A 25,802-nucleotide genomic window follows, 5' to 3' on the forward strand; every position below is an offset into this window, starting at 1 on the left:
GTAATCGCCGCGGGCCCGGCCGACAGGGAGGACGCCACCCATGGAAAAGATCATCCTGGATTGCGATCCGGGCCACGATGACGCGATCGCCATCCTGCTTGCGGCCGGCAACCCGAACATCGACCTTCTCGGCATCACGACGGTTTCGGGCAACCACAATGTCGAGAACACCACGCGCAATGCGCTTTCGGTCTGCACGGCCTACGGCATCAAGGTGCCGGTCGCGAAGGGCTCTCCCGGCCCGCTCATCATCGATCAGGTGCTGGCTGTCGAGATCCACGGCGAAACCGGGCTCGACGGCCCCGTACTGCCGCCGGCCTCGTTCGACCTCGACAAGCGCCATGCCGTCGACTTCATCATCGACACGGTCATGGCGCATGAGCCGAAAACCGTCACCCTCGTGCCGGTCGGTCCCTACACCAACATCGCGCTCGCCATCCGCAAGGAACCGCGCATCGTCGAGCGGGTGAAGCGGGTCGTCGCGATGGGCGGCAGCTACACGCGCGGCAACATCACGCCCGCGGCGGAGTTCAACGTCTATGCCGACCCGGAAGCCGCCGACGTGGTGTTCCGGGCCGATTGGGACGTCACCATGGTGGGGCTCGACCTGACGCACCAGGCGCAGGCCACCCCGGACCTGCAGGACAGGGTGCGCGCCGTCGGCGGCCCGATCGCCAGGTTCATCCTCGATATCTGGGAGTTCATAGCGACCACGCATGGCGGCCTCCTGCAGATCGCGTATCCTGCTGTGCATGACGCATGCTGCGTTGCGGCCATGATCGACGGAAGTGTCTTCACCACCGAGAAGGCCGATATCCGCGTCGAGATTGCCGGCCGGTGGACCAAGGGCATGACGGTCTGCAATTTCGAGAAGATGGGTGGCATGCACCATTTCGGCGGCACGGCGAGCGAGCAGGTCGACTTCCGCCACACCGTGGCGATGCAGCTCGACCATCCGAAATTCTGCAACCTGATCGTCGATGCGCTCGAGCGCCTCGCCGGGCAAAAGGCGTGAGCCGCCTGGCAATTCCGGGAAAAGTGCGAAGCGGTTTTGCGTCCGGAATTGCTTTACATCGAAGCGGCGCTGCAATCATCGAAGGGGAGCATCGAGATGAACGAAAACGCCAGTCCAAGGCCGATCGCGGAGATCGCCAGCTATCACGCCCATATCTACCATGACGGGCCGGCCGAGCGGCAGCACGCCGAATGGCTGCGCCTGCGCATCGGCGAACGTTTCCGCGTGCGTCTCGGCAACTGGCGCGACGAGGCGGTCGGCCCGCACCAGCAGGCGATGTACCAGGTCTCGTTCGCCAACGAGATTTTCGCCACGCTGGTGCCATGGCTGATGCTGAACCACGGGGGCTTAAGCATCCTCATCCACCCCAACACCACCAACCCCAAGCGCGACCATCTGATCGACCCGGTCTGGATCGGGCGGGCGCTGGCGGTGAAGGGGGAAATCCTCGGCGAGGAGGATGAGGCGGAAGAAGCGCTGGAGGTGAATACGGAGCCGACGCTGGGGGCTTAGGGCGGCGTCAGTCCGACAGAGGGCAGGTCTGGTTGAACAAGATCGCCGGGCTCATGTTCGTTGGCTTTGGCGCTTAGGCTGGCGACGTCGCATCGTTAAGACGCAGCACGCGCTGCTGCTTTGGCTGCAGCCTCGCAGCTTTTTGGCGGAATCGCCGACCCGCTTCGAGCATTTGCCTTGACGCAATTCAGATCGAAACCGCTGCGCTTTCTGGAATTTTTTTAAAATGCTTCTTCGGTCTCAGTATACCCCTTTCGGCTTAGTCCATTTGAGATAGATGCTGGCCATCGACTCACGCGCGAGTCAGGCCAATACTTCACGCTCGTAAATTGAGCGAAGCGGGGGCTCGCAAACATGGATTCCGATATCATCACGGGAATAGCTGTTACTTCGATTGTCGTCGGCCTCGCCGGTCAAGCCGTTTTGCTTTGGATCGCATGGCGCGACCTTGGGTGGACGCCGGCGATAGTTGTCGCGAGCAACCGAAGAGCCCGCATCGCCGATGGCCGGAATGGCTCGTCGCGCCGATGAATCGGCGCCGCAGGACTTGCGGCATGCGGACAGCTCCCTTTGCCTAAAGGTGCAACCGATCGCGCCGGGACTATGCGACCGCCGATTACGCTTCCTGAAAGGTACGGACATGGCTTACGAACAATTCGTCATACTGAAACAGAGCGCCGTGGCCGGAATCGGGATAGAGGATCAGCTGGGCGTTCCTTAGAGCCTTGAACATTGCGTAGGCGTTGTCCGCCGGCAGCATGGTGTCGTGGCTGCCGCTGACCACAAGGGCGGGCTGGCGGATGGCGCGCAGAATGGCGTGCTCGGGATCAGGTGTGGCGCACCAGGTAATAAGCGCCTTGGCCTGCGGATCAGTCACCGCGCCGCCATTATCGGTATCCCGATCTTCCGTGCGCACCTTCGCCCGCTCGAGGAACGCCAGGCCGGCCGACTGGCTGGCGGACGACTTCGTGAAGAATAGCGGCAGGCGGAGGTCCGGCGCGTCGGTTTGGGAAAACGCGTCCTGGAGAACCGCCAACAGATGCTCCTCTCCGCCTCTCGGAGCCGTGCCGACGAGGATGAGCTGCGGACCAGCCGTCCGTGCTCGGCAGCGATCTGCTGGGCGACGCAGCCGCCGAGCGAAAAGCCAAGAAGGTCGACTTCGGAGAGGCCGAGCAGTTTAATAAACGCGACCGCGTCTCGGGCCATCGCCGCGACATTGTCGGGCGTTTGGCCTGTCGAGCGGCCGACCCCGGCGTTATCGAAAGCGATCACCGGTCGATCGGCGGCCAGGGCATTCACGACGGCAGGGTCCCACGCATCGATGTTGCCCGAGAAATGCTGCAAGAGGACTAGCGCCGTTCCGGTCGATGGGCCGAGGCGGCGATAGGCGAAGCGGATTCCGCTGCCTTCGATGTAGCGGGTGGGCGCCGTTTCCAGCGTGGCGGCTTCCTGGTTCGCGGTGTCGAATTCAGTCACGTCATCCTCCGGATGCTGGGCATAAAATAGTCGAGTGGGAGCAGGCGTTCCGTAGTCCGCCGAGCACGCGTGGTGCTCCCGGCACGAAAGTGCCGGGAGCGGTATCGTCACTTCTCGAGTGCGGCCTTTTCAATCACTGCGGCGACTTCCTTCGCGTGGACGACGAGGGAGGCATGGCTGCCGGCGACCTCCGTCGTCTGGGCCTTCATCCTGTTGGCGAATATCTTCTGGACCTCGGGTGCGATGACCTTGTCCTTCGTGCTGATCACATAGAACGTCGGCTTATCGTGCCAAGCTGCCTCGTCGACGGGAGCCTCGAACGCCGTGTGGTTCAACGGGAGCTGATGGTTTGCCAAGGATTCGGCGATCTCCGGAGGAAGGTCAGCCGCGACAGCCGAAGGAAACACTTTGGGATCGATGTAGAGGTTACCCTTTTCGTCGGGATGAATCGCCACGGCGCCTTCGGTTGCCGGACCGCTCTTGGCCAGGATCGCCAGAGATTCTCCCACGTCGGGCGCGAATGCGGAGACGTAGACGAGCGCCGAGACGTTTGGATCGTCACCTGCCTGCGTGATGACCACACCGCCCCAAGAGTGGCCAACGAGAACGGTCTTGCCGCTCTGCTTCGCAAGCGCCTGTTTGGTGGCATCGACGTCGGCTGCGAGGGAGGTGAGCGGGTTTTCGACGAGCGTTACGTTGTAGCCCTTCTTCGTGAGGATATCGGCAACCGGCTTCCAACTCGTCTGGTCGACCAATGCGCCATGGACGAGCACGATGTTGTGAGCCGCCCCCTTGGGCAGTTGAGCTGATTGGGCGGGGGCGGCAACTGTTGCTCCGGCCATGAGGACAGCGGCGACTGAGAGTAGAAGATTTCGCATTCATTGCTCCTGTTGAGATGACGGACGACGCGGGTCCGCAGGCGTGTCGGCAAAAAGTCGCGGTTCTCCCATCTGCCGTTTGCGTGATGGTTTGCCGCGCGACCCGTTGGCTCGACTTGAGATCAGTTAGTACGTGGAGCACTTGGACGTTAGGCCTCAATCGTCCGAATATTGTGTCTGACCGTCCGTCGTATTAACATTGGGAGGATGGACATCCTCGCCCAAGTGCTCGATCGCGTCCGTCTCGGTGGGACTCTGCTCTTCCACTTCGAGCTCGGCCATCCATGGAATCTGGCATTGCCAGCGCGCCCCTACGCCCTGTTCCATTATCTCAGCCGTGGCTCAGCCACGCTCGCGCTCGACGAGGGACGAGAACTCCACATGACCGCGGGCGACTTTGTCGTCATCACACGCGGCGAGCCTCACTTGATTTATTCGGATCGCCGGACGAAGCCGTTACCGATCCCGGACCTCGATCGACTGCCCGGACGTCTTGGCGTCGTTCGTCATGGAGGCAACGCGCAGCCGCTCTCGACGATGATCTGTGGCAATTTCACTGTGGAGCGGCCCTCGCGCGGCAGCGTGTTAGAGTTACTTCCGCCCCTGCTTCTCTTGAAGCCGACGGAAGACGGCGGATGGCTCGAGGCTATCCTGCAACGCATGGTGAGCGAGTCGGCGCTTGCGCGCCCCGGCCAAGGCGTCGCACTCTCTCGACTGACAGAAGTGCTCTTCGTTGAGGTGTTGCGAAGCTGGATCAAGTCTCTCCGTTCCGGAGAAGGCGGTTGGCTGGGGGCGATGGCGGACCCGCACATAGGACCGGCGCTTCAGTTGATCCACGAACGACCGGATCAACCCTGGACCCTTGGCGACCTAGGGCAGCGCGTGGGGCTCGGTCGATCGGCGTTTTCAGCTCGCTTCACCAACCTCGTCGGCCAGTCCATGTACCGCTATTTGATCGCGCGCCGGATGTCGGAGGCTGCGTTTCTGCTCGAAACAAGCGACGAGGGGATTGCACGGATTGCGACCCGTGTCGGCTACGAGACCGCGGCCGCGTTTTCGAAGCTATTCCATAGACATCATGGCCTATCGCCTGGCCGTTATCGAGCAGTTCGCCGGTCTGACGGTGGCCGAGGGGCCGTTCTGGAAGCAGAAGTCGCCGACTGACCTCGATAGAGCTGGCTTCTGGAAGGTCTGGCTATGGGCGCAGGGCGTCACCGGCGGAAGCAGACTGAAGGAACCCAAGCGCAAGCATTCGCCGAGGGCCGCTGAATCAAGGCATCAACCTTATCGCTGAGGTTCGCTGTTCTGACGTCGGTCGGATCGTAGTCCGCGCTACCCCAACAGCTTGTCGCAACGTGTGCGGTACTCCCCGAATAACCCGTTCCGTAGTATGGCGAATCGACATTGAAAAATTTGGAGATTCCATTGCTTCGCCGCAGTCTTATTGCCTTTGTCGCTGTCGCTCTTACCGCTTGCACCACGTCCTCCATCGATCCGCAGAGCAAGGCCTCCATAGGCCTCGTCTACGTGGAGCCTGTGCAGTTATCAAAAGCCACTGTCTTTGCGCCAAATCTAAGTGAGGCAAATGAAAGTTCCGGGAAAGTGCCCGCCACGGTGGCAGAGGCTACTTCCCGTCTTCAAGAGGTCGTGGATACGCGCACCAACCTCCGCGAGCTCATCGAGAGTCAGGCGAAGGAAGACCTCATTGCCAAGGGATATCGCCTGACAGACGCGGCATCAGGCGCCTCCGCCACGCTGAAGATCAACGTGTACCACGCATTGAGCGTACCAATTGGCGATGGGCGAGGGATTGCAATGACCGTCAGCGCTGAGATGGTTCGTTCATCGGACGGTAAACGGTTGATGTTCGCAGGCGCCAGCCAAATCAAGGATTCAGAAGCGAAGGGAGTTCGCGTGGCACCCTATGCCGAATGGTTCACCAATGATGATTTCGTCGTAGAGCAGTACCGCTTGGTAGCTCGGCTGCTGACTGCTCAGGCCCTTGCGGGCCTGTAGGGACGTAAAAACTCGGTGGTCGACTGCTTCGCGCACCGCAGCGGACACTCGAAACGACGATGTTTGACTAGCTTGAGGTGCAATGCGCTCCAGGGTCGGCATCGCCAAGCGGCAAATCAGGCAGGGAGCCGCCACATTCGCACACGACCTGTGCCACGCAATTCCGTTTCCCCGAGCGGCTCGCAAGCGAAATCCGGCCCGAGCAATTGGCGGGTTGCATCCGAAATGCGGATTTCATCTGGCTCCGCGGCCTTTTGAAGGCGCGCGGCGAGATTAACGGTGTCGCCCCACAGGTCATAGACAAACCGCCTTTTGCCTATGACGCCCGCCACGATCGGTCCGGAGTGAATTCCAATTCTGAGACTTAGCGGTTCGCCCGCGAAGCGCTCTCGCCTGGCCGCCTCCCGCAGCTCAAGCGCATAGTCCACTAGGGCTTGCGCATGATCGGATCGCGCGACGGGCAGGCCAGCGACCGCCATGACACAATCGCCGATGGTCTTGATCTTTTCGCAGCCGTATTGTTCCGAGAGCTGATCCGCCGCCTTGAAGAAGTAATTCAGGATAGCGATCGTCGTCGCGGCTCCGACGCTGCGCGCTCTTTCCGTAAAACCGACGATGTCGGCAAAAAGCACACTGACCTCCGCGTGGTTGTCTGCAATTTGCTCGTCCGCTTTCAGCCGCTCCGCGATCGACGCCGGAAGTATGTTGAGGAGCAAGGATTCGGCGCGCCGGTATTCGCGCGACAAACCCTCCTGGCTCTCCCTCAATGCCTCGTTCGTCGATTGCAGCTTCGCATTGAGTTGACGCTCCCTCTCCTGCAGGAGCGTCATGTCATAAGCCTTCTGTTGAAGCCGCTGCTGGTTGTCGTGTTCGGGAGTGGCGTCGAGAAAGACCAGCCACACCGAACCGCCTTCGCCAAAGAGATGAAGGTCCGCGACACGCCCGCCGGGCAGTTCCATCATGGGCATATGGAATGGAAGCTCCGGGCAAGGCAGCAGGCCTTCCATGAATTCAAGCTGATCGGCAACAGGCTTGCCAATGCGAAGCGACGAGAGTCCGTAATGTTCAATGTTGCCGCCCTTCGCGGCCACGCATTGCCGGGCGTCAATTTTCAGATATGCGGCAGATCGCTCAGTATAGAAGAAATCGTAAATCCAGCTTCTGACTTCTTTCGGCACTCTGGGCATGGTCTATTTTGCGACCATCGAGGCAAGCTGACGAAAGGCATCGTCAACATGTTCGCCCGAAAGCGCGCTTGTCAGATAGATTTGCCATCCACGTTGCTTCAGTTCGTCAATCTCACCATCCGATATAGCCCACCGATCAGCCAGATCGGATTTGTTGAACAGCAATACGAACGGCATGGCGCCGAATTCGGCCTCGACCCGCTCGCGCAGCGTGAGCGCCACGGCAAGAGTAGCTGGCCGGGTTCCATCGACGACAAGCACGAGCCCGGTCGAACCTCGCACATAGCTGACGCGGAAGGAGCCGATGTCGTCCTCGCCGGCCAAATCCCACAAAATCAGATCCACGGTTTTGTCCGCAAGTGCGACGCTCTTCTTGTCGATCTTCACTCCCACCGTGGTCAAATAGGTATCTGAAAAGATGCTTTGCACGAACCTGCGTACCAGACTCGTCTTTCCGACGGCAAACCCGCCCAACATGCAGATCTTTTTTTGCAACATCCTAGGCCCCGCCCCTAGTCCAGGTTTACCGTAAACGAAACCCGGCGATTGGTGGAGCTCCCAGTTTTACTATTTTCAGGCACCGCCGGCTCAAAGGTGCCCGCGCCCCGGACCAGCAGCAGTTCCGGAGCGACGCCGCGCTTGTTGAGAAGCGCACGAACTGTCTCGGCGCGGGCCGCGCTGATCGACGCGTTGGCTGTCTCACGGCCCGTGGTGTCCGAATGGCCGGTCAGCATGAACCGCGCTGTTACGCCTGCCTTGCGGGCATTCTCGGCGAATTCCTTTATTTGATCCGCCAATCTGTCGAGAACCGGCGTCTGCTCCGGTCCCGGCACAACTTTGCCGGAAGAGAAGAAAATATCGGTCGTCTGGATGGCCTCTCTCAAATAATTAAGTTCTGCAAGGTTCAGCTCACGCAGCTGCGAGACATCCAGAACCACTCCGTCCGCCGAAAGTTGGTCGGCGGCCGCCTGCGCCCGGCTGATCCAGCCGGCGGGAGCCTCACCCATGACAACGATGCGACCCTGGACGATCGAAAGCCGAACCGATTTCGGCGGGGACAGCGACGCCGTCAGCCGCTTCACCACGAACTTCGGATCAAGACTCTGATAGAATTGCCACTGTGAATGAACGCGGGCGGGATCAACCTGCGTTCCGGACAGCAGAGCTTGCGGGTCGGCAGCAAGCGGGTCTCTCAGACCGGAAATGTAGAAATGTCCGCCCCTCGTCGTTTGTTGGGCGACGATGATTCCCGATTGGGCCTCAAGTCGCGACACATAATACTGCCAATGCTCCGCCGCGCGTGCATCGGGGCTTACATCACGAACCTTGGAGATGTCGAACTCCGGTCCGCCTGCCGAAAGCTGTCGAGCCGCTGCGCGCGCCCGATCTATCCAGGTGTCGGGAGCCTCACCCTCGGCAACGATGCGGTCATTGACGATCGAAAGCCGTACTGTATCCGGCGGATACAGCGACGCCGTCAACCGCTTCAACACGAACTCCGGCTCAAGGCTCTGATAGAATTGCCACTGTGAATGAACGCGGGCGGGATCGAGCTGCGTTCCCGACAACAGCGACTGCGGGTCGGCGGCAAGCGGGTCTCTCAGGCCGGCAATATAGAATTGGCCATCGCGCACCTTTTGTTCGGAAACAACGACGCCCGGCTGGGTCCCCAGTCGCGACACATAGGCCTGCCAGCGTTCCGCCTCGCGTTCCTCGGGGCTCATCACATCGCGGACCCCGGCGATATCGAATACCGGTCCGCCTGCCGAAAGTTGCTGGGCGGCGGCCCGCGCCAGGTCGATCCACGTGGCAGTAGCCTCGCCCTCGGCAACGATGCGATCATTGACGATCGAAAGTCGTACTGAATTCGGCGGAGCCAACGACGCCGTCAGCCGCTTCAGCACGAACTCCGGCTCAAGGCTCTGATAGAATTGCCAGTTTGAATGAACGCGAGCCGGATCGACCTGCGTTCCCGACAACAGCGACTGCGGGTCGGCGGCGAGCGGGTCTCTCAGCCCGGCAACATAGAATTGGCCGCCGCGCACTTTTTGTTCGGCAACGATGATGCCCGGTTGAGCCTCCAGTCGCGACACATAGGCCTGCCAGCGCTGCCCGGATTGCCAGGAAAGGAAGAACCAACCGCCTGCCGGAATCAAAATCAGCAGGGCTGCAGCAACCACCAGCCACGGAAATCCCTCGTTTGAATCCTCCTGCTTCAGTTCAACACAGGTCTGCAACTGCGTCTCTACGCCGGCCAACTGCGAACTGTCGCCGTCAAACTCCTCTAAAGCCTGTGAGGATTCCTCATGGAGGCGAAGCGATACATCGCGAATTATTTCATGGAGTTCCTCTGGCGGATTTCCCCGGATCACCGCGACCAAGGTCGCAAACGGTCCAACTTCCGACCAGAGACGAAGCTCGCCGAACCGGATGGTGTCCAGGCCGCTTTGTTCTTTCTCGTTGAACGAGTCCCTCACAAAATCCTGAATGGCGCTGAGCATCGAGGAAATCAGCTGAGGGTCTTCGCTGGTTGCGTTTTCGGCCGTTACATGGGCGATCAGAAGCCCGGAACTGCGGCTGATGAGAAAGACATGCTCTACGCGATAGACAAGAGAATGCTTAAGAACAACCTCCGAGAAGCTTACTCCAGTTCTCCAAGCTTCAAATCTCCACTTAAGTCCATGCCAGGTAAATATATGTCTTAAAGATTCATTCAGGGACTGAAAGGTCTGGTCGATCTTTTCGCCGATCGACTTGCGAATTGCCGGCAGAAACACCGGGTATAATATATCCGTCAGCGTGCGCGGGTTCTTCTGGATGGACCGTTGCGCGGCCCTCTCGACAGCCGGGGCAAGGGCATCGCCGAGTTGCGCATGAGCCGCGCGCGCGGCTGCATCGGGCAGAACGTTGCCCACTGCGGCTGCAAGCTGCTCGGGTTCATCGAGCAGGTGCGTAACTCGTGAAAGTTCCGATATTTCGCCGCCAACGAGCAACTGGCGAAGCTTTTCCAGCCGATGATCGGCGGTTGGAATTCCTTCGTAAAGCGCATGGTGGTCCGGATCGACGTTCCGGGCAATTTCCACCAACAGGCGGGCCAAAGCCTCGCGATCAATCTTGGTATCGCTCGAAGCTGTTTTTTGGGGAAGGCTGATTGGTTCGACGGTCGACGTCAAGTTCCGATCAACTCACTTTCCAGCCACGCTCCGAATTGCCCTTGCTGCCGACGGGGTCCTGATTGAGACATTTCGCGACCTCGACGAACAGGCCGGCCAAAAGATTTCGGTCGGTCTTGACGTTGCTGAGATCAGAAAAGATCTTCTCCATCAGCATTTGAGCGCTTTCGTTCTTTTGCTTGATTTCCTCGCGCAGCAAATGGTCGCTTCTGTTCATGCGATCCGCTATTTCGCGCTCAAGCTCGCTCAATTGATCCGACAACGCGCGCACCTGCTTTTCGAGCGCCTGATTCTGATCGCGAAGGGTGCGGTCGATCTCCTTGTCGGCCTCGGCTCGCGCATCTTTTTCGTTGCGCAACTGCGTCGCCAGCGAGTCAACCTGCTTCTTCGCATTCGACTCATAGGTTTCAAGATTGCGCTTGGCTTCGGATTCGACATCCTTGAAGCGTTGCAGGAACCGCTCTTCAAGCTTGGAGAAGCGGCGGTCATAGTCCTGCATCTGATTGCCGAACAACAGGTCGCGTATCTTGTCAACGCCTGGAGCGTCAGTGCCGGCCCCGCTATCGCGAGCCTGGGCGGCCATGAAGTTCAGCCCGTTGCCCTCTGCATTTCCTATCAGATTTGCGTCCGCTTTACTTGCTGAAGAAGCGGTATTCGAAGAGTCTTTTGCCATCCTTACACCCCATCGCCCAATGAGAAATTCGGAAACGAGAATTTATGTCAGACAAATACCCGGGCCGCAAGCCGGAATCCTGTTGGCCTTAAGTCGATTCGTGCGTCCTCGGTTCGTCTCTTTGACCAGTAACAAATGCACCAGTTCCGATTGGTCTCGCTCTTGTACGGCAGTCGCGCCGACGGTGCAGACAGCACCGACAGCGGCCACGGTCTCGCGAGTGACGATGGCGACCGCAGCAACATCCGGTAGTCGCCGCTGCCTTGGGGCCTTGGTCCTAAGATAAAATCTACGCCGAAAACGTGCTAGGGTGGCCGCCGCAGGGCGCGGCTTGCAGCGCTTCAAGTCGGTCAGGAACGATCGTCATGCTCAATCCAATCTCCATCATGGCCGACCGGCTCGGCGACTATCTGTCGGAACTCTATCTCCAGTATTTCTCGCATCGCAATCCGGAATATGCGGCCTACATGGGCGGGGCGGCGCGCCTTGTCCTGGAGCGCATCGGCAATTCGAACGCGCTCTATCACAACATCGAGCATACACTGATGGTTACGCTCGCCGGCCAGCAGATCATCCGCGGACGGCTGCTTTCGGAATCCCTGACCCCCGATGACTGGCTGCACTATACCTGCGCGCTGCTTGTCCACGACATCGGCATGGTGCACGGCGTGTGCGAGGGCGACACCCAGGACAGCTTCGTCATCAACGAGGCCGGCGACCGCTATACGCCACCGCGCGGCGCCTCCGACGCGGTGCTTGCGCCCTATCATATCGAGCGCGCCAAGATCTATGCGCGCCAACGTTTTGCGGCCTCGAAGTTCATCAACGAGGAGCGCATCGTCGAGGCGATCGAGATGACGCGCTTTCCGGTGCCGGACGACCCGGCCTACCAGGTCACCAACACCGAGCCTGCGTTGGTCAGGGCCGCGGACCTGATCGGCCAGCTCGCTGATCCCTTCTACCACCGCAAGCTGCCGGCGCTGTTTGCCGAATTCTCTGAGACCGGGATGGTGGAAAAGCTCGGCTGCAGGACCGCCGCCGATCTCGGCGCCCTCTTTACCGATTTCTTCACGCTGCAGGTCGAGCCCTATATCGGCGACGCGATCCGCTATCTGGAGCTGACGACGGAAGGCAAGCAATGGATCGCCAACCTCCACAGCAACCTCTTCCAGGCCGGGCATCGCCCGGCCAAGATCGGGCCGTTCCCCGGCTTGTTGCAGCCGACCTCGGCGAGCCTTTCGGTGGTGACCTAAGAGCCGGGGGATAGTTTCCTTTTTTCCGCCGGTGCCAAGCCGGCAGAAGGGCAGGTTCTGACCCGAGCACTCGTCGGCCGGTCAGGCATTGTCCTTGGGCCTGCATATGCCGTGGTCGGTTACCCCCCCGCCAACCGCGGCAGCAGGAAAATCTCCGCCCCCTCCGGCAGTTCCTTCGACCAGGTATCGCGGTAGATCGTGCCGTCGATCGCCACAGCAATGCCGCGGTCGATCCAGGGCTCGAGGCCGGGATACTGTTCAGCCAGCTTCCTGAACAGCTCCCTGATGTCCTTGGCCTCGACCTCGACCTTGCTCTTGCCTCCGGCAAGCTGGCCGAGCGCTCCCCAGAGGGTGACTTCGACCATTGCCGCAGGACTCCCCTAGCCTTCCCGTTCAGCCTCGATGGCCGCCAGGATGCGCGGCGGCGACATCGGGATGTGGGTCATGCGCACGCCGGCGGCGTTCGACACCGCATTGGCGATCGCCGCCAGTGGCGGCACGATCGAGGTTTCACCGACGCCGCGCACCCCGTAGGGGTGGTTGGGGTTGGGGATCTCGAGGATCTGCGTGTCGATCATCGGCAGGTCGGAGCAGACCGGGATGCGGTAGTCGAGGAAGCCGGGGTTCTGCAGCCGCCCGTCCTTGCCGTAGATATACTCCTCGTTGAGCGCCCAGCCGATGCCTTGCGCCGCACCGCCCTGGTACTGGCCCTCGACATAGGTCGGGTGCACTGCCTTGCCGGCGTCCTGCACCACGGTGTAGCGGATGACCCTGGTGGCGCCGGTCTCGGGGTCGACCTCGATGTCGCAGATATGGGTGGCGAAGGAGACGCCGGCGCCGTCGGCGACCAGCTCGCTGTGGCCGGCGATCGGCCCGCCGGTCTTGCCGGAATCGGCCGCGATCTCCTTCAGCGACAGTTTTCCCAGATTGCCGTGCTTCTCGCCCTTGGCGACCGCATGGCCCTTTTCCCAGGCGACGTCGTCGACCGAGATGTCCCACATCTGCGCGGCGCGCTCGCGCAGGATCTTGATCGCGTTGCGGGCGGCCGAGATGGTCGCCATCGAGGAGGAGAAGGTGCCGCGGCTGCCGTCGGTCATGTCGTTGTAGCCGAGGCTCGACGTGTCGGCGACGATCGCCTTGACCTGCGAATAGTCGATGCCGAGCTCCTCCGCCGCCACCAGCGACAGCGAGGCGCGGGAACCACCGACGTCGACCGTGCCGACGGCAAGCGAGACCGAGCCGTCCATGCCGATGTTGAGGTCGGTGCAGGTCTGGCCGCCGAAGTTGAACCAGAAGCCGCAGGCCATGCCCCTGCCCTGGTTCTCCTTGAGCGGCGCCCTCATGTGCGGATGGTTCTTCACCGCTTCCAGCGTCGGGCCGATGCCGATCGGGCCGTAGACCGGGCCGTAGGAGGAGCGTGTGCCCTCCTGGGCCGCATTCTTGATGCGGAAGTCGACCGGGTCGATGCCGATCTCCTTGGCCAGCTCGTCGACGGCGCTTTCCACGGCGAAGGCCGCCATCGGCGCCGAGGGCGCGCGATAGGCCGCGGTCTTCGGCCGGTTCACCAGCACCTCGTAGCCGACGGTCTTGACGTTTTCGAGCTTGTAGCAGGCGAACGCCGTCATGGCGCCGATCTCGGCCCACATGCCGGCATAGGGGCCGCACGAATAGCGCAGCGTCGCCTCGGCGGCGGTGATGGTGCCGTCCTTGCGGGCGCCTATTCTGACGTCGATCGAAGTGGCGCTGGTCGGGCCGGAGGCGCGGAACACCTCGTCGCGGGTCATCACCAGCTTCACCGGCCGTCCGGCCTTGCGCGACAGAGCGAGCGCCACCGGCTCGGCCCAGACATGGGTCTTGCCGCCGAAACCGCCGCCTATCTCCGAAGAGGTGACGCGCAGCTTCGAAGCTTCCATGCCGAGCAGCTGGGCGCAATGCTGGCGATAGACGAAATGGCCCTGCGTGCAGACCCAGAGGTCGGCGGTGCCGTCGGACGACACGCTCGCCACGCAGGCATGCGGCTCGATATAGCCCTGGTGCGTCTGCTCGGTCTTGAAGGAGCGTTCGACGACGAAATCGGCCTGGCCAAAACCCGCATGGACGTCGCCATGGCCGTATTGCGTGCGCTTGGTGACGTTGGACGGCTTTACCGGCTTCTCCTCGAGGCCTTCGGTGAAGATGGCGTCGTTGATCAGCGGGGCGGAGTGCTTCATCGCCTCGTCGACATCGGTCACATGCGGCAGCACCTCGTATTCGATCTCGATCAGCTTCAGCGCCTGCCGGGCGGTGCGAGCGTCGATCGCCGCGACCGCGGCCACCGCATGGCCGTCATAGAGCGCCTTGGTGCGCGCCATGCAGTTGTCGAGGATGTCGTACATGGCGGCATCGCCGTCGGTCAGGTCCGGGAGGTCGGCGGCGGTGATCACCGCCTTCACGCCGGCGAGTTTTTCCGCTTTCGAGGTGTCGATCTTCTTGATGATCGCATGCGCGTGCGGGCTGCGCAGCACGCGGCCCACCAGTTGCCCCGCCATGTTGAAGTCGGCGCCGTAGCGGGCGCGGCCTGTCACCTTGTCGACGCCGTCGGGACGGATGGGACGCGTGCCGACGGAAGAGAAATTGCGTCCGGAGTAGCGCGGATCGAAATTCATCTCAGGCTCCCTTCATCACGTTTGCGGCGTCCTGGACGGCGCGCACGATCTTGTCATAGCCGGTGCAGCGGCAGAGGTTGCCGGCCAGGCCGAAGCGGATTTCCTCCTCGGTCGGGTCGGGATTCTTGGCGAGCAGGTCCTTGGCCGCGATCAGGAAGCCCGGCGTGCAGATGCCGCATTGCAAGGCGGCGTGCTCGAGGAATTTCTGCTGCAGCGGATGCAGCTGATCGCCATGCGCCATGCCCTCGACGGTTTCGATGCGCCGGCCTTCCGCCTCGGCGCCCAGCACCAGGCAGGAACAGACCAGCCGGTCGTCGAGGATGATGCTGCAGGCGCCGCAGTCGCCGGTGCCGCAGCCTTCCTTGGCGCCGGTCAGCCCCAGGCGGTCGCGCAAAACGTCGAGCAGCGTCTCGTCCGGCTGGCACAGGTATTCGACGTGATCGCCATTGATTGTCGTTGAAACCGCTACACCGGCCATCACTTGCCTCCTGCACGCTGATAGGCGGTCGTGGCGGCTCTCCTGGCCAGCACACCCGCGACTTTCCGTCTGAACTCGATGGTGCCCCGCTTGTCGTCGATCGGGCGGCAGGCGCCCGCGCAGACCTTGGCGAGCCGCTCGAGCGCGGCCTCGTCGAGCGTCCTGCCGATAAGCGCCTCGGCGGCCTCTTCGACCAGCAGCACCGTGGGTGCCGCGGCGCCCAGCGCCACGCGGGCGGCCTTGACGACGCCCTGCTCGTCGAGCGTCAGGTTGACGCCGGCGCTGACCACAGCGATGTCCATCTCGGTGCGCGGAATGAAGCGCAGATAGGCATCGCCCGAACGCGGCGCGCGCTTGTCGAGCAGGATCGCGTCGATGATCTCGCCCTTGGCGAGCGAGGTCCTGCCCGGCCCGGTCGGCACGGCCTCCACGGCAATCGTGCGGCGGCCACCCGGCCCGGCAATCGATGCCCTGGCGCCGGCGGCCACCAGCGCCGGCACGCTGTCGGCGGCCGGCGAGGCGTTGCAGAGATTGCCGACGATGGTGCAGCGTCCCTGCACCTGCTTGGAGCCGATCAGCTTGGCCGCCTCGACGACGCCCGGCCATGCCTTCCTGACGGAAGCGTTCTCGCCCAGAACGGCGCAGGGCACGGCGGCGCCGATGCTGAAGCCTTCGGCGGATTCGCGGATTTCGCTCAGGCCGTCGATGGCCTTGATGTCGACAATCAGGTCGGGTTCGATGAAGCCGCCCTTCATCCTTACCAGGAGGTCGCTGCCTCCGGCGAGGATGGCGGCCGTGCCGGACGACCCGGCCAGCAGGCCAACGGCGTCGTCGATTGAATGCGGACGTATGTAGCGCATCGTCTCCTCATGTTTATCGCAATTTCGTCGACCGTTATAAAGGGTCTCCTCATAATGGCCATCCTCTTCCGCACCGGCGGCGATTGGGCCAGCCACTGCAAAATTAGGTCCAAGGCGGCAACCGACATGTGCCAGCGCCGGCGCGCCGCACGAGGATGTCCTTGCACTCAGCCCAGCAAATTGCGCGCCGCGCGCATGAATATTTTCGAGCCGACCGGGATCAGGTCGTCCGGGAAGTCGTAATCCGGGTTGTGCAGCGAAGGGTACCGCTCGCCGGCGCCGAGGAAGAACATGGCCGACCTGGCATTGTGGCCAAAGATGCCGAAATCCTCCGAGGCGCGCATCGGCAGGCCTTCCTCGCCGCGCGGCACGCCCTCTTCATCGAGAGCGCGGGTCAGATGCTCCACCGCGTCCGGCGCGTTGACGCTGGCGACGAATATCTCGTGATAGTCGCAACTGACGGCAAGGCGGTGCTCGTCCGCGATCCTAGTGGCCAGCGCTTCCGCGCCCGCGACGAGCTCCGCCATGCGGTCGTCGCGCCGGGTGCGCAGCGTCGCCCACACCTCGGCATGGGCGGGCGCGATGCCGAACACCGCCTCGCCCATCGCGGCATGGGTGACGGTCACCATACTGAACTCGTCGTCGGCGAAGGTTCCGCGCCCGAGCGCCGGAAGCTGCGGCATGAGCTGGCTAACCGCCAGCATCGGCGAGACGCCGGTTTCGGGCATCGAGGAATGCGCGGTCTTGCCCTCCAGCACGATGCGCATGCCGCGCGAGGCGCAGTTGACCACGCCGGGCTTGACCCGCACTTCGCCGAACGGCACGCCAGGCAGATTGTGCAGCGAGAAGGCGAAGTCCGGCGCGATCTCGCCGAAGCGCGGATCGGCGACGACGCCGGCCGCGCCGTTGCCGGTTTCCTCGGCCGGCTGGAACATCAGCACGACGCGGCCGCGGGCGGGCCGTTCGCGCCCAAGCTGGCGGCCGAGCGCCGCGAGGATCGCAGTGTGGCCGTCATGGCCGCACATATGCGACTTGCCCGGCACCTGCGAAGCATGTTCGACGCCCGAAAGCTCATGGATCGGCAGCGCGTCGAGCTCCGAGCGGAACAGCACCGTCGGCCCTGCCGTGCCGCTGTCATAGACCGCCGCCACGCCATGGCCGCCGAGGCCGGTCAGCACTTTGTCCGGCCCGGTGTCGGCGAGGAAGTCGACGACCTCCTTGGCCGTCCTCTCCTCCTCGTTGGAGATTTCCGGCTGCTGATGCAGCCTACGGCGCCATGCCGTAAGCTCGACAATGTCTCGATTGGTCAGGGTCACGTCTTCCGGCTCCGCTTGGCTGGGCGGTCTTCATAGCACGCGACGCTGTCCTGGTGAGCCAGAAACTCGACGGTTTCCCCCTGAGGGACGACTATCCGAGCGCGATCCAGGCGGTCTTGAGATCGACGTATTTCTCGATGGCGTGCAGCGACTTGTCGCGGCCGAAGCCGGACTGCTTGACGCCGCCGAGCGGCACCGTGATGTCGGCGCCGCCATAGGTGTTGACGTGGACGACGCCGGCATTGATGGCGCGCACCATGCGGTGCGCCGTCGATAGGTTCGAGGTCCACACGGCGGAAGCCAGGCCATAGACGGTCGAGTTGGCGAGCCGCACCGCCTCCGCCTCGGTGTCGAAGCGCATGACGCCGAGAACCGGTCCGAAGACCTCCTCGCGGGCGAGCTGCATCCTTTCGGTGACGTTTTCGAAGATGGTCGGCGCCATGTAGCTGCCGCCGGTCTCGGCCAGGATGCGGTCGCCGCCGGTGACGAGGCGGCCGCCCTCCTCCGCCGCCCTGGCGACGAAGCCGAGATTCTTGTCGAGCTGCTCGGCGCTCGACACCGCGCCGATGTCGCTCGCGAGATCAAGCGGATCGCCGACCTTGAGCTTCGTGGTTGCGTTCAGGAGTTCGTCCATGAAGCGGTCGTAGACCGACGACTGGACGAGCATGCGGGAGCCGGCGACACAGACCTGTCCGGAGTTGCGGAAAATGCCGTTGGCCGAGACGGTCGCCGCCTGCTTCAGGTCGGGCGCATCGGCGAAGACGATGTTGGGCGACTTGCCGCCGAGCTCGAGGAAGACGCGCTTCAGGTTGGAGCGCGCGGAATATTCGAGCAGCCGGCGGCCGACCGGCCCCGAGCCGGTGAAGGCGATGGCGTCGACATCCATATGCAGGCCGAGCGCCTCGCCGGCAACGGCGCCACGGCCGGTGACGACGTTGAGCACTCCGGCGGGAAGTCCGGCCTCGGCGGCGAGTTCCGCCAGCCGCAAAAGCGTCAGCGAGGCGATCTCCGGCGGCTTGACGACGATCGAGTTGCCGGCGGCGAGCGCCGGCGCGATCTTCCAGGCGCCGATCATCAGCGGGAAATTCCAGGGCACGATGACGCCGACGACGCCGAGCGGCTCCTTGTGGATCAGCCCAAGCACGTTGTCGGCCGTCGGTGCGATCTCGCCATAGATCTTGTCGATCGCCTCGGCGTAGTAGCGGATGGTGCCGGCCGCCGACAGCGGCTCGGCCTTGTAGGCCATGCCGATCTCGGTGCCGTTGTCGCGCACGCCGAGCACGGCGAGCTCGTCGGCGTGCTTCTCGACCAGCTCGGCGAGCTTCGTCAGCACCTTCTTGCGAGAGGCCGGTGCAGCGCACGACCAGGAACCCTTCTCGAAGGCCTTGCGGGCAGCGAGCACCGCGCGATCGATGTCGGCGGCATTGCCGTCGGCGATGCTGGCGAACGGACGCCCGTCGATCGGCGAGATCACCGACAATGTGGCGCCAGTCGCGCCCGCCGTCTGGACGCCATCGATGAACAGGTTTTGCGCGCCGATCTCGGCCTTGCGCAGCGTGTCGATGGTGGTCTGGCTGATCATTGGCTAGCGGCTCCGAAGGCAACGTGAAGGGTGGTTCGAGAAGGGCGGCGCCGGGCGCCGCCCCTCTGTCAGTCTCAATCCTTCAGAGGCACACCGAGATTTTCGAAGGCGACCGGATCGCGGCCCTTCAGCGCGCCCGCCAGCAACAGGCCGACCACGGCGGCGATCAGCACCAGTAGCGGCAGGAACACGCCGAGGAAGCCGCCCGCGCCCGACAGGCTGCCGAAATTGATGACGATCAGGTAGATGATGACGACAAAGGCGATGAAGGTAAGCCCCGGCAGGACGGTGGTCTTCAGCGCGTTTTCCTGGGCGGACGGATGGGCGCGGAAGTACATCACGACGGCCAGCGAGGCCACCGCCATCATCACGATGACGCCGAGCGTGGCGACGTTGGTCAGCCACGAAAACAGCGCCAGCACCGGATCGAGGCCGAGCACGGCGAAGAGCCCGACGACAACGGCCGCAAGCACGCTCTGGATGACCGAGGCGACATGCGGGCTCTGGTGCACCGAATGGGTCACGCCGATGGTCTGCGGCAGAAGCTTCTCGCGGCCGGCGACGTAGATGTAGCGGGCAACCGCGTTGTGGAATGCCAGCACGCCGGCGAACAGGCTCGACACGAACAGGATGCTCATGGCGTGGGTGAGCAGCGTTCCGGAATAGCGGTCGGACAGGCCGAACAGGAAGGTGGTCGGATCCTGGAGGCCCTGCAGGGCCGGCAGCAGCTTGTCGACGCCGGCGCCGACCGCCATCAGCCAGGCGGTGACCATGTAGAACAGGCCGATCAGGATGACGGAAAAGTAGGTGGCGCGCGGAATGGTGACCTTGGGGTCGCGCGCCTCCTCGGCATAGATGGTTGTCGCCTCGAAGCCGATAAATGCGGCAAAGCAGAACAGGATGGCGATCGCCGGCGCGCCGCTGGTGATCTGGCTCCAGCTGAACGGCGCGGCCGACAGGCCGCTGTCGCCGCCGGTCCTAAGGATCGTCAGGTCGAGGATCAGCACCACCACATATTCGGCAAGCACCAGCACGGTCAGGATCTTGGCCGACAGGTCGACCTGGCGGTAGCCGAGCACGGCGACGATGGCGATGGCGATGAAGCTCCACACCCACCAGGGCAGAGCGATGCCCCAGCCGGCGAACAGGCCGGCGGTGGCGGCGCCGAGCAGGCCCATGACGCCGATCTGCATGGCATTGTAGGACAGGATGGCGATCAACGCCGTGGCGCCGCCGGCGAGGCCGCCGAGCCCGCGCGCCGCATAGGCATAGAAGGCGCCCGCATTGCCGACATGGCGCGACATGGCGACGTAGCCGACCGCGAACAGCAGCAGCAGCACCGTCACGATGAGATAGGTGCCGGCAAAACCGGCACCGTTGCCCATCAGCATGCCGAGCGGCGTGCCACCCGCCACAGCCGTGAGCGGCGCCGCGGCCGAGATCACCATGAAGGTGATGGCGCCAACGCCAAGGCTGTTCTTCCTTAGCCGGTTCGCTTCGCCGGCTTCAATTGTCGTCATCTTTCCCTCCAGATCCGCGCTCGCGGAAACCAAGTGTCCCTGAAATGCCGGGGCCTTCTGCGGGCCATTTATCGTTTCACTATTTGGAACGACATTTCGAATATAGACTTGCAAAGGAATCGACTTGCTGTCAAGTTAATTCGCACGTTAAGTATCTGATGGAGGATCAGACCGGGATGGGCACGGTAGGCAAAGCCGTTTCACTGCTGGAAATGCTCGGTCGCGGCGCGCCCGAGACGGCGCTGGCCGACCTCGCCAGGCGCGCCGGCTTCGACAAGGCGACGACGCGGCGGCTGCTGGTCTCGCTCATCGAGCACGGGCTGGTGGAGCAGGATGAAACCACGCGGCTTTACCGGCTGGGCGCCGGCGTCGCGCGGTTGGCGCTGATGCGCGAGGTGCAGTTTCCGTTCCTGCGCATGGCGGTGCCGGTGGTCGAGCACCTGGCGGCCGAGACCGGCGAGACCGTGCATCTCTCCGAATATTCGAAGCGCGGCCTGATCTCCGTCCATGTCATCGAATCGGCCAAGGCCAACCGCGTCAGCGTGCAGCTTGGCGAGGTGCTGCCTATGCATGCGACAGCTTCCGGCATCGCCTTCCTGGCGTTCACCGAAGAGCATGTCCGCGCCGGCGTCCTCGCCGGACCGCTGCCGGCCTTCACCCCCTACACGATCGGCGATGCCGAAACGCTTGCTGAACACATCGCCGCCGCCCGCGCGCGCGGGCATTCGACCGGCTCGCAAGGCTATGAGGAAGGCGTGCTCAGCGTCGCGGCGCCGATCCTCGGCGCCGACGGCTTGGCCATCGGCACCATCGCGGTCGCAGCACCCAGGGTGCGAATCCAGAAGGGCGACATCGAGCGCCATGGCGCCAGCGTCGCGGCCGCGGCGCGCGGCATCAGCGAGCGGCTTTTCGGCGGCCTGCCGGGCCGCAAGCGGGCATGACAACAACGACATTGCAGGGAGAACCGACTGTGGAGGAAACACGCCGTATCCTGGTTATCGGCACCGGCGACACCAAGGCCGACGAGCTTCTGTTCATGCGCGAGCGCATCGAGGCCGTCGGCGGTGTCGCCGTGATGATGGATGTCAGCGTGCTTGGCGACCCGCCCTACCGGCCGGCCTATGACAGGCATGCCGTGGCCAGCGCCGCCGACACGACGATCGAGGCGATCATCGCCAGCGGCGACGAGAATTCGGCGATGACCTTGATGGCGCTCGGCGCCTCGCGGCTGGCGCGGGCTCTGCACGACAAGGGCGAGATCGACGGCGTCATCGCGCTCGGCGGCTCGATGGGCACCGACCTTGCGCTCGACGTGGCGCTGGCGCTGCCGCTCGGCGTGCCGAAATTCGTCGTCTCGACGATCGCCTATTCGCACCTGCTGCCGCCCGAGCGCATCGCCACCGACCTGATGATGATCCTGTGGGCGGGCGGGCTCTATGGGCTGAACAGCGCCTGCAAGGCGGTGCTGTCGCAGGCCTGCGGCGCGGTGGTGGGCGCGGTGCGCGCCGTCGTCAAACCGGACGAGGCCAAGCCGCGGATCGGCATGAGCTCGCTCGGCAAAAGCTGCCTGCAGTACATGGTGACGCTGAAGCCGGAGCTCGAAAAGCGCGGCTACGAGGTGATCGTCTTCCATACCACCGGGATGGGCGGACGGGCGCTGGAGGCGATCGCCGCGCAGAAGGGCTTTGTCGCGGTGATGGATTTCAGCCTGCAGGAGCTCGCCAACCAGCTCACCGGCTCGGTGGTGAATTCCGGCACCGACCGGCTGGAGAATGCCGGGCGGCAAGGCATCCCGCAGATCGTCGCGCCCGGCGCCATCGACATGGTCGATTTCCCGACCTGGCAAGCGGTGCCAGCCCGCTTCAACGAACGGCCCTACCATGCGCACAACCGCCTGCTCGCCTCGGTGACCTCGGACGGCGCGACCCGCAGGGAGATCGCGCGCGCCATCGGCGACAAGCTCGCTGCAGCGACAGGCCCGACCGCTTTCATCCTGCCCGCCGGCGGCATCCAGCAATGGGATCAGGAGGGCGAACCGTTGCATGAACCGGAAGCGCTGTCGGCCTTCATCGACGAGATGCGTTCGAGCGTGCCCGCCAATACCGAGCTGCACGAGATAGCCGGGCACATCAATGACGCCGCCTTCAGCGCCAAGGCGCTGGAGATCTTCGACCGCTGGGTCGCAGACGGCATCGTTCCGCCCGGCCGGAGGCATGCCGCATGAGCAGGTCCTTGCCAAAGGCGCTGGTGCTCGATTTCGGCGGCGTCGTCACCCGCACGCTATTCGAGACGCACGCCCTGACCGAACGCGCGCTGGGGCTGGCGCCGGGCACGCTTGCCTGGCGCGGCCCATTCGACCCGGCCTCCGACCCCCTGTGGCGCGCCATGCAAGCGGACGAGATCAGCGAGCGCGACTATTGGAGGACGCGCACCCGCGAGGTCGGCCAGCTGGTCGGCGAGGACTGGCGGGATATGTCGACCTTCGTGCAGCGGGCGCGCGGCGCCGACCCGCAGGCGGTGGTGCGGCCTGAGGCCGAGCAGGCGATCCGGGCGGCGCATGCGGCCGGCGTCAGGCTCGCCATTCTCTCCAACGAGCTCGACCTGTTCTACGGCAAGAGCTTTCGCCAGCGGCTGCCGCTGCTGTCGCTGTTCGAGACGATCGTCGACGCCACCTACACGCATATCCTCAAGCCCGACCGCCGGGCCTATGCGATGCTCGGCGAGGCGCTGGAGCTGCCGCCTGGCGAGTGCGTCTTCGTCGACGACCAGCAGCGCAACATCGACGGCGCCAACGCCGCCGGCATGCTCACCGTGCATTTCGACGTCGCCCAGCCGGCGCAAAGCTACGCCGAGGCGCTTGGCCATTTCGGCCTCGCCCTCTCCCAATCGGAAACCGGAGTCTCCACCGATGCGTGACATCAACTTCCTCACCGAGAACAATGCCAAGCCGATCTGGCATCCGATGGCACATCCGGCCGAGATGCGGGCGACGCCGCCGAAGATCATCATGAAGGGCGACGGCGTGTCGGTGACAGATGCCGACGGCCGCACCGTGCTCGACGCGGTCGGAGGCTTGTGGAACGTCAACCTCGGCTACAGCTGCGACCCGATCAAGAAGGCGATCGCATCGCAGCTCGACGCACTGCCATATTATTCCGGCTTTCGCGGCACCTCGACCGGACCGTCGATCGAGCTCGCCTACGAGCTTTGCGAATGGTTTGCCCCGGAGGGCATGGTGAGGGCCTTCTTCACCTCGGGCGGTTCGGATTCGGTCGAGACGGCGCTGCGGCTTGCCCGGCAATACTGGAAGATCAGGAGCCAGGGCGACCGGACGAAATTCCTGGCGCTGAAGAAGGGCTATCACGGCACGCATTTCGGCGGCGCCTCGGTCAACGGCAACGCCAATTTCCGCCGCAACTACGAGCCGCTGCTGCCCGGCGTCTTCCACACGCCGGCGCCGTGGACCTACCGCAATCCGTTCGACGAGACCGATCCGGCGAGGCTGGCGAAGCTCTGCGCGCGGGCGATCGAGGACGAGATCGCCTTCCAGGGCGCCGACACGATCGCGGCCTTCATCATGGAGCCGGTGCTCGGCGCCGGCGGCGTCATCGTTCCGCATGAGAGCTTCATGCCGCTGGTCCGCGCCATCTGCGACCGCCACGACATCCTTTTGATCGCCGACGAGGTGGTGACCGGCTTCGGCCGCACCGGGGCCTGGTCTGGCTCGCGGCTCTCTGGCGTCAAGCCCGATTTCATGACCATCGCCAAGGCGATCACGTCGGGTTATTTCCCGCTCGGCGCCACGCTGATCGGCGCCAAGGTCGCCGACGTGTTCGAGGCCGACAAGACGAGTTTCGGCGCCATCGGGCACGGCTACACCTATTCCGGCCACCCGGTCGGCTGCGCGGCAGGACTGGCGGCGCTCGCCGAAACAAGACGGCTTGCCGTCAACGAGAACGCCGCCGCCCGCGGCATCGAGCTCGGCAAGGCGCTGGAGGCGCTGAAGGCGAAGCATCAACTGGTCGGCGACGTCCGCTATCAGGGCCTGATGGCGGCGCTGGAGCTGGTTTCCGACCGCGCCGCCAAGAAGCCGGCCGACAAGAAGACCCTGGCCGTGGTGGCCGAAGCCGCCTACCAGGCCGGCGTCATGCTGCGCGTCTCCGGCAACACCATCATCCTGTCGCCGCCGCTGGTCATCTCGGCGGCCGATGTGGCGAAGATCGGCGAGGCACTTGATGCGGGGCTGAGGGCCGCTGACGCGGCCTAGGGAATAGGCAGTAGGGATTGGGGACTAGAGAGCCGAACCCCTACTGCCTACTGCCTACTGCCTACTGCCTATTCCCTCTTTCCAACCGTTCCTTCCGCCACGCCGCCGGCGACAAGCCAACCGTCTGCCGAAAGAAGCGCGAGAAATAGGCCGGGTCGTTGAAGCCGGTCTCGTATGCGATATCCTCGACCGTGCGGATGGTGAAGAGCAGCAGGCGCTTGGCCTCGACGAGGCGCCTTTCGCCAATCGCCTGCCGCACGCCGGCGCCCAGCACCTGGCGCGCGGCCTTGTCGAGCAGGTGGCGGGTCGTGGCGAGCTCCTCGACATAGCGCTCGACCGGCCAGTCGTCGCGGAAGTGACGGTCGATCAGGCGCCGCAGCCGGCCGCCCAGCGCCACCGCCGCCGGCACTGCGACGGCGTGCGATTCGGCATCGAGGCGGGCGATGCCTGACAGCGCCACGGCGATCAGCGGCGGCAGGATTTTGTCCATGCCGGGCAGCCTGTCGGCATATTCCGCCTGGATCATCCTGACCGTATCGCGCAACCGCTCCCACAGAGCCGTTTCTCCGCGACCTGTGACGAAGACCGGCTGGTCGAGCGGCAGCGCGGACTGTTCGGCGAGCACCGCGAGTGCCGCATCGGCGACCGAGATGACGATGGCGTCTGTCCCCGGCTCGATGTCGAAGCCATGCACCACGCCACTCGGCATGAAGCTCACCGTTGGAGCCGAAAAACTCCAGCCTTTGTCCTCGATCCGATAGGTGCCGTTGCCTCCGGTCCAGAAGGTAATCTGCGCCATCTGCGGATGCTTGTGCGCCAGCACCTGGCCGCGATGCACGGAGGCGCGCGCCTGCACCGTCTCGACATGCAGGAAGCCGACGTCGAGCGCGCGCGTGGGCTCGCCATAGACGAAGAACTCGGGGATGGCGGCCTGGCTCATGGCTTTCCGG

At 63.7% G+C, this 25,802-nt stretch carries 24 protein-coding genes; 9 read left to right on the forward strand and 15 right to left on the reverse strand.

Annotation, left to right across the window (positions count from 1 at the left end):
• Positions 1 to 40 precede the first annotated feature (40 nt).
• Positions 41 to 1,015 (forward strand): nucleoside hydrolase, encoded by a 975-nt coding sequence (locus tag JG743_RS26370; RefSeq protein ID WP_202294242.1) that lies wholly within the window; start codon positions 41 to 43, stop codon positions 1,013 to 1,015.
• A gap of 96 nt (positions 1,016 to 1,111) precedes the next feature.
• The gene (locus JG743_RS26375) at positions 1,112 to 1,528 is read left to right on the forward strand and encodes a DOPA 4,5-dioxygenase family protein (protein ID WP_202294245.1); all 417 of its coding nucleotides are present in this window, start codon (positions 1,112 to 1,114) and stop codon (positions 1,526 to 1,528) included.
• 616 nt (positions 1,529 to 2,144) lie between these two features.
• On the opposite strand, the gene JG743_RS34790 is transcribed toward JG743_RS26375, so the two are convergent.
• Genes JG743_RS34790 through JG743_RS26385 form a run of 3 tightly spaced genes read right to left on the reverse strand, consistent with a single transcriptional unit; the run spans position 2,145 to position 3,882 of the window.
• Positions 2,145 to 2,444 carry an alpha/beta fold hydrolase gene (locus JG743_RS34790; protein ID WP_446720875.1) on the reverse strand — a complete coding sequence of 100 codons (300 nt, stop codon included), beginning with the start codon at positions 2,442 to 2,444 and terminating at the stop codon, positions 2,145 to 2,147.
• The gene (locus JG743_RS34795) at positions 2,402 to 3,115 is read right to left on the reverse strand and encodes an alpha/beta fold hydrolase (RefSeq protein WP_446720876.1); all 714 of its coding nucleotides are present in this window, start codon (positions 3,113 to 3,115) and stop codon (positions 2,402 to 2,404) included. Before JG743_RS34795 ends, JG743_RS34790 begins: the two co-directional genes overlap by 43 nt.
• Positions 3,112 to 3,882, reverse strand: a complete 771-nt coding sequence (locus tag JG743_RS26385; protein ID WP_202294248.1) for an alpha/beta fold hydrolase — start codon at positions 3,880 to 3,882, stop codon at positions 3,112 to 3,114. Before JG743_RS26385 ends, JG743_RS34795 begins: the two co-directional genes overlap by 4 nt.
• Before the next feature lie 207 nt (positions 3,883 to 4,089).
• Here JG743_RS26385 and JG743_RS26390 point away from each other — a divergent pair, with 207 nt between their 5' ends.
• Positions 4,090 to 5,046, forward strand: a complete 957-nt coding sequence (locus JG743_RS26390; protein ID WP_202294251.1) for an AraC family transcriptional regulator — start codon at positions 4,090 to 4,092, stop codon at positions 5,044 to 5,046.
• 240 nt (positions 5,047 to 5,286) lie between these two features.
• Positions 5,287 to 5,898 carry a hypothetical protein gene (locus JG743_RS26395; RefSeq protein WP_202294254.1) on the forward strand — a complete coding sequence of 204 codons (612 nt, stop codon included), beginning with the start codon at positions 5,287 to 5,289 and terminating at the stop codon, positions 5,896 to 5,898.
• Positions 5,899 to 6,014: 116 nt separating this feature from the next.
• Here JG743_RS26395 and JG743_RS26400 read toward each other — a convergent pair whose 3' ends face one another.
• The 4 genes from JG743_RS26400 to JG743_RS26415 are packed head-to-tail and all read right to left on the reverse strand — an operon-like array spanning position 6,015 to position 10,931.
• Positions 6,015 to 7,085: an adenylate/guanylate cyclase domain-containing protein gene (locus JG743_RS26400; protein WP_202294258.1), complete on the reverse strand. Its 1,071-nt coding sequence runs from the start codon at positions 7,083 to 7,085 to the stop codon at positions 6,015 to 6,017.
• A gap of 3 nt (positions 7,086 to 7,088) precedes the next feature.
• Positions 7,089 to 7,583: a Rab family GTPase gene (locus JG743_RS26405; RefSeq protein WP_202294261.1), complete on the reverse strand. Its 495-nt coding sequence runs from the start codon at positions 7,581 to 7,583 to the stop codon at positions 7,089 to 7,091.
• 14 nt (positions 7,584 to 7,597) lie between these two features.
• Complete coding sequence (locus JG743_RS26410; protein ID WP_202294264.1) at positions 7,598 to 10,258, reverse strand: OmpA family protein; 2,661 nt, start codon at positions 10,256 to 10,258, stop codon at positions 7,598 to 7,600.
• A gap of 7 nt (positions 10,259 to 10,265) precedes the next feature.
• On the reverse strand, positions 10,266 to 10,931 hold the full coding sequence (locus JG743_RS26415) for a hypothetical protein (RefSeq protein WP_202294266.1): 666 nt from the start codon (positions 10,929 to 10,931) through the stop codon (positions 10,266 to 10,268).
• A gap of 365 nt (positions 10,932 to 11,296) precedes the next feature.
• On the opposite strand from JG743_RS26415, the gene JG743_RS26420 reads away from it, so the two are divergent.
• Complete coding sequence (locus JG743_RS26420) at positions 11,297 to 12,184, forward strand: metal-dependent phosphohydrolase (protein ID WP_202294269.1); 888 nt, start codon at positions 11,297 to 11,299, stop codon at positions 12,182 to 12,184.
• A gap of 119 nt (positions 12,185 to 12,303) precedes the next feature.
• Here JG743_RS26420 and JG743_RS26425 read toward each other — a convergent pair whose 3' ends face one another.
• The 7 genes from JG743_RS26425 to JG743_RS26455 form a co-directional block, all read right to left on the reverse strand.
• Positions 12,304 to 12,549 carry a MoaD/ThiS family protein gene (locus JG743_RS26425; protein WP_202294272.1) on the reverse strand — a complete coding sequence of 82 codons (246 nt, stop codon included), beginning with the start codon at positions 12,547 to 12,549 and terminating at the stop codon, positions 12,304 to 12,306.
• 15 nt (positions 12,550 to 12,564) lie between these two features.
• Complete coding sequence (locus JG743_RS26430; RefSeq protein WP_202294275.1) at positions 12,565 to 14,829, reverse strand: xanthine dehydrogenase family protein molybdopterin-binding subunit; 2,265 nt, start codon at positions 14,827 to 14,829, stop codon at positions 12,565 to 12,567.
• 1 nt (position 14,830) lies between these two features.
• Positions 14,831 to 15,307: a (2Fe-2S)-binding protein gene (locus tag JG743_RS26435; protein ID WP_202294278.1), complete on the reverse strand. Its 477-nt coding sequence runs from the start codon at positions 15,305 to 15,307 to the stop codon at positions 14,831 to 14,833.
• Positions 15,307 to 16,167, reverse strand: coding sequence for an FAD binding domain-containing protein (locus tag JG743_RS26440; RefSeq protein WP_202294281.1), 861 nt, complete (start codon positions 16,165 to 16,167; stop codon positions 15,307 to 15,309). Before JG743_RS26440 ends, JG743_RS26435 begins: the two co-directional genes overlap by 1 nt.
• A 167-nt stretch (positions 16,168 to 16,334) precedes the next feature.
• Positions 16,335 to 17,483, reverse strand: coding sequence for an amidohydrolase (locus JG743_RS26445; protein ID WP_202294284.1), 1,149 nt, complete (start codon positions 17,481 to 17,483; stop codon positions 16,335 to 16,337).
• Positions 17,484 to 17,574: 91 nt separating this feature from the next.
• Positions 17,575 to 19,065 (reverse strand): aldehyde dehydrogenase, encoded by a 1,491-nt coding sequence (locus JG743_RS26450; protein WP_202294287.1) that lies wholly within the window; start codon positions 19,063 to 19,065, stop codon positions 17,575 to 17,577.
• Positions 19,066 to 19,139: 74 nt separating this feature from the next.
• The gene (locus JG743_RS26455; protein ID WP_202294290.1) at positions 19,140 to 20,585 is read right to left on the reverse strand and encodes an APC family permease; all 1,446 of its coding nucleotides are present in this window, start codon (positions 20,583 to 20,585) and stop codon (positions 19,140 to 19,142) included.
• A gap of 176 nt (positions 20,586 to 20,761) precedes the next feature.
• On the opposite strand from JG743_RS26455, the gene JG743_RS26460 reads away from it, so the two are divergent.
• The 4 genes from JG743_RS26460 to JG743_RS26475 are packed head-to-tail and all read left to right on the forward strand — an operon-like array spanning position 20,762 to position 24,852.
• Positions 20,762 to 21,526 (forward strand): IclR family transcriptional regulator, encoded by a 765-nt coding sequence (locus JG743_RS26460; RefSeq protein ID WP_202294293.1) that lies wholly within the window; start codon positions 20,762 to 20,764, stop codon positions 21,524 to 21,526.
• Positions 21,523 to 22,809, forward strand: coding sequence for a Tm-1-like ATP-binding domain-containing protein (locus JG743_RS26465; RefSeq protein WP_202294296.1), 1,287 nt, complete (start codon positions 21,523 to 21,525; stop codon positions 22,807 to 22,809). Before JG743_RS26460 ends, JG743_RS26465 begins: the two co-directional genes overlap by 4 nt.
• Positions 22,810 to 22,817: 8 nt before the next feature.
• The gene (locus JG743_RS26470; RefSeq protein ID WP_202302977.1) at positions 22,818 to 23,501 is read left to right on the forward strand and encodes an HAD family hydrolase; all 684 of its coding nucleotides are present in this window, start codon (positions 22,818 to 22,820) and stop codon (positions 23,499 to 23,501) included.
• Positions 23,494 to 24,852: an aminotransferase class III-fold pyridoxal phosphate-dependent enzyme gene (locus JG743_RS26475; protein WP_202294299.1), complete on the forward strand. Its 1,359-nt coding sequence runs from the start codon at positions 23,494 to 23,496 to the stop codon at positions 24,850 to 24,852. The genes JG743_RS26470 and JG743_RS26475 overlap by 8 nt, the downstream gene beginning before the upstream one ends.
• 61 nt (positions 24,853 to 24,913) lie before the next feature.
• Here JG743_RS26475 and JG743_RS26480 read toward each other — a convergent pair whose 3' ends face one another.
• Complete coding sequence (locus JG743_RS26480) at positions 24,914 to 25,792, reverse strand: helix-turn-helix domain-containing protein (RefSeq protein WP_202294301.1); 879 nt, start codon at positions 25,790 to 25,792, stop codon at positions 24,914 to 24,916.
• Positions 25,793 to 25,802 lie beyond the last annotated feature (10 nt).

Source organism: Mesorhizobium sp. 131-2-1, assembly GCF_016756535.1.
Taxonomy (GTDB): domain Bacteria; phylum Pseudomonadota; class Alphaproteobacteria; order Rhizobiales; family Rhizobiaceae; genus Mesorhizobium.

Bases quoted from the DNA above. Each gene is read 5' to 3' on its own strand.
- JG743_RS26455 (WP_202294290.1), bottom strand. From the start codon at position 20,585: ATGACGACAATTGAAGCCGGCGAAGCGAACCGGCTAAGGAAGAACAGC.
- JG743_RS26425 (WP_202294272.1), bottom strand. From the start codon at position 12,549: ATGGTCGAAGTCACCCTCTGGGGAGCGCTCGGCCAGCTTGCCGGAGGC.
- JG743_RS26385 (WP_202294248.1), bottom strand. From the start codon at position 3,882: ATGCGAAATCTTCTACTCTCAGTCGCCGCTGTCCTCATGGCCGGAGCA.
- JG743_RS26430 (WP_202294275.1), bottom strand. From the start codon at position 14,829: ATGAATTTCGATCCGCGCTACTCCGGACGCAATTTCTCTTCCGTCGGC.
- JG743_RS26435 (WP_202294278.1), bottom strand. From the start codon at position 15,307: ATGGCCGGTGTAGCGGTTTCAACGACAATCAATGGCGATCACGTCGAA.
- JG743_RS26465 (WP_202294296.1), top strand. From the start codon at position 21,523: ATGACAACAACGACATTGCAGGGAGAACCGACTGTGGAGGAAACACGC.
- JG743_RS26415 (WP_202294266.1), bottom strand. From the start codon at position 10,931: ATGGCAAAAGACTCTTCGAATACCGCTTCTTCAGCAAGTAAAGCGGAC.
- JG743_RS26375 (WP_202294245.1), top strand. From the start codon at position 1,112: ATGAACGAAAACGCCAGTCCAAGGCCGATCGCGGAGATCGCCAGCTAT.
- JG743_RS26475 (WP_202294299.1), top strand. From the start codon at position 23,494: ATGCGTGACATCAACTTCCTCACCGAGAACAATGCCAAGCCGATCTGG.
- JG743_RS26400 (WP_202294258.1), bottom strand. From the start codon at position 7,085: ATGCCCAGAGTGCCGAAAGAAGTCAGAAGCTGGATTTACGATTTCTTC.
- JG743_RS26370 (WP_202294242.1), top strand. From the start codon at position 41: ATGGAAAAGATCATCCTGGATTGCGATCCGGGCCACGATGACGCGATC.
- JG743_RS26390 (WP_202294251.1), top strand. From the start codon at position 4,090: ATGGACATCCTCGCCCAAGTGCTCGATCGCGTCCGTCTCGGTGGGACT.
- JG743_RS26420 (WP_202294269.1), top strand. From the start codon at position 11,297: ATGCTCAATCCAATCTCCATCATGGCCGACCGGCTCGGCGACTATCTG.
- JG743_RS26460 (WP_202294293.1), top strand. From the start codon at position 20,762: ATGGGCACGGTAGGCAAAGCCGTTTCACTGCTGGAAATGCTCGGTCGC.
- JG743_RS26440 (WP_202294281.1), bottom strand. From the start codon at position 16,167: ATGCGCTACATACGTCCGCATTCAATCGACGACGCCGTTGGCCTGCTG.
- JG743_RS26480 (WP_202294301.1), bottom strand. From the start codon at position 25,792: ATGAGCCAGGCCGCCATCCCCGAGTTCTTCGTCTATGGCGAGCCCACG.
- JG743_RS26450 (WP_202294287.1), bottom strand. From the start codon at position 19,065: ATGATCAGCCAGACCACCATCGACACGCTGCGCAAGGCCGAGATCGGC.
- JG743_RS26405 (WP_202294261.1), bottom strand. From the start codon at position 7,583: ATGTTGCAAAAAAAGATCTGCATGTTGGGCGGGTTTGCCGTCGGAAAG.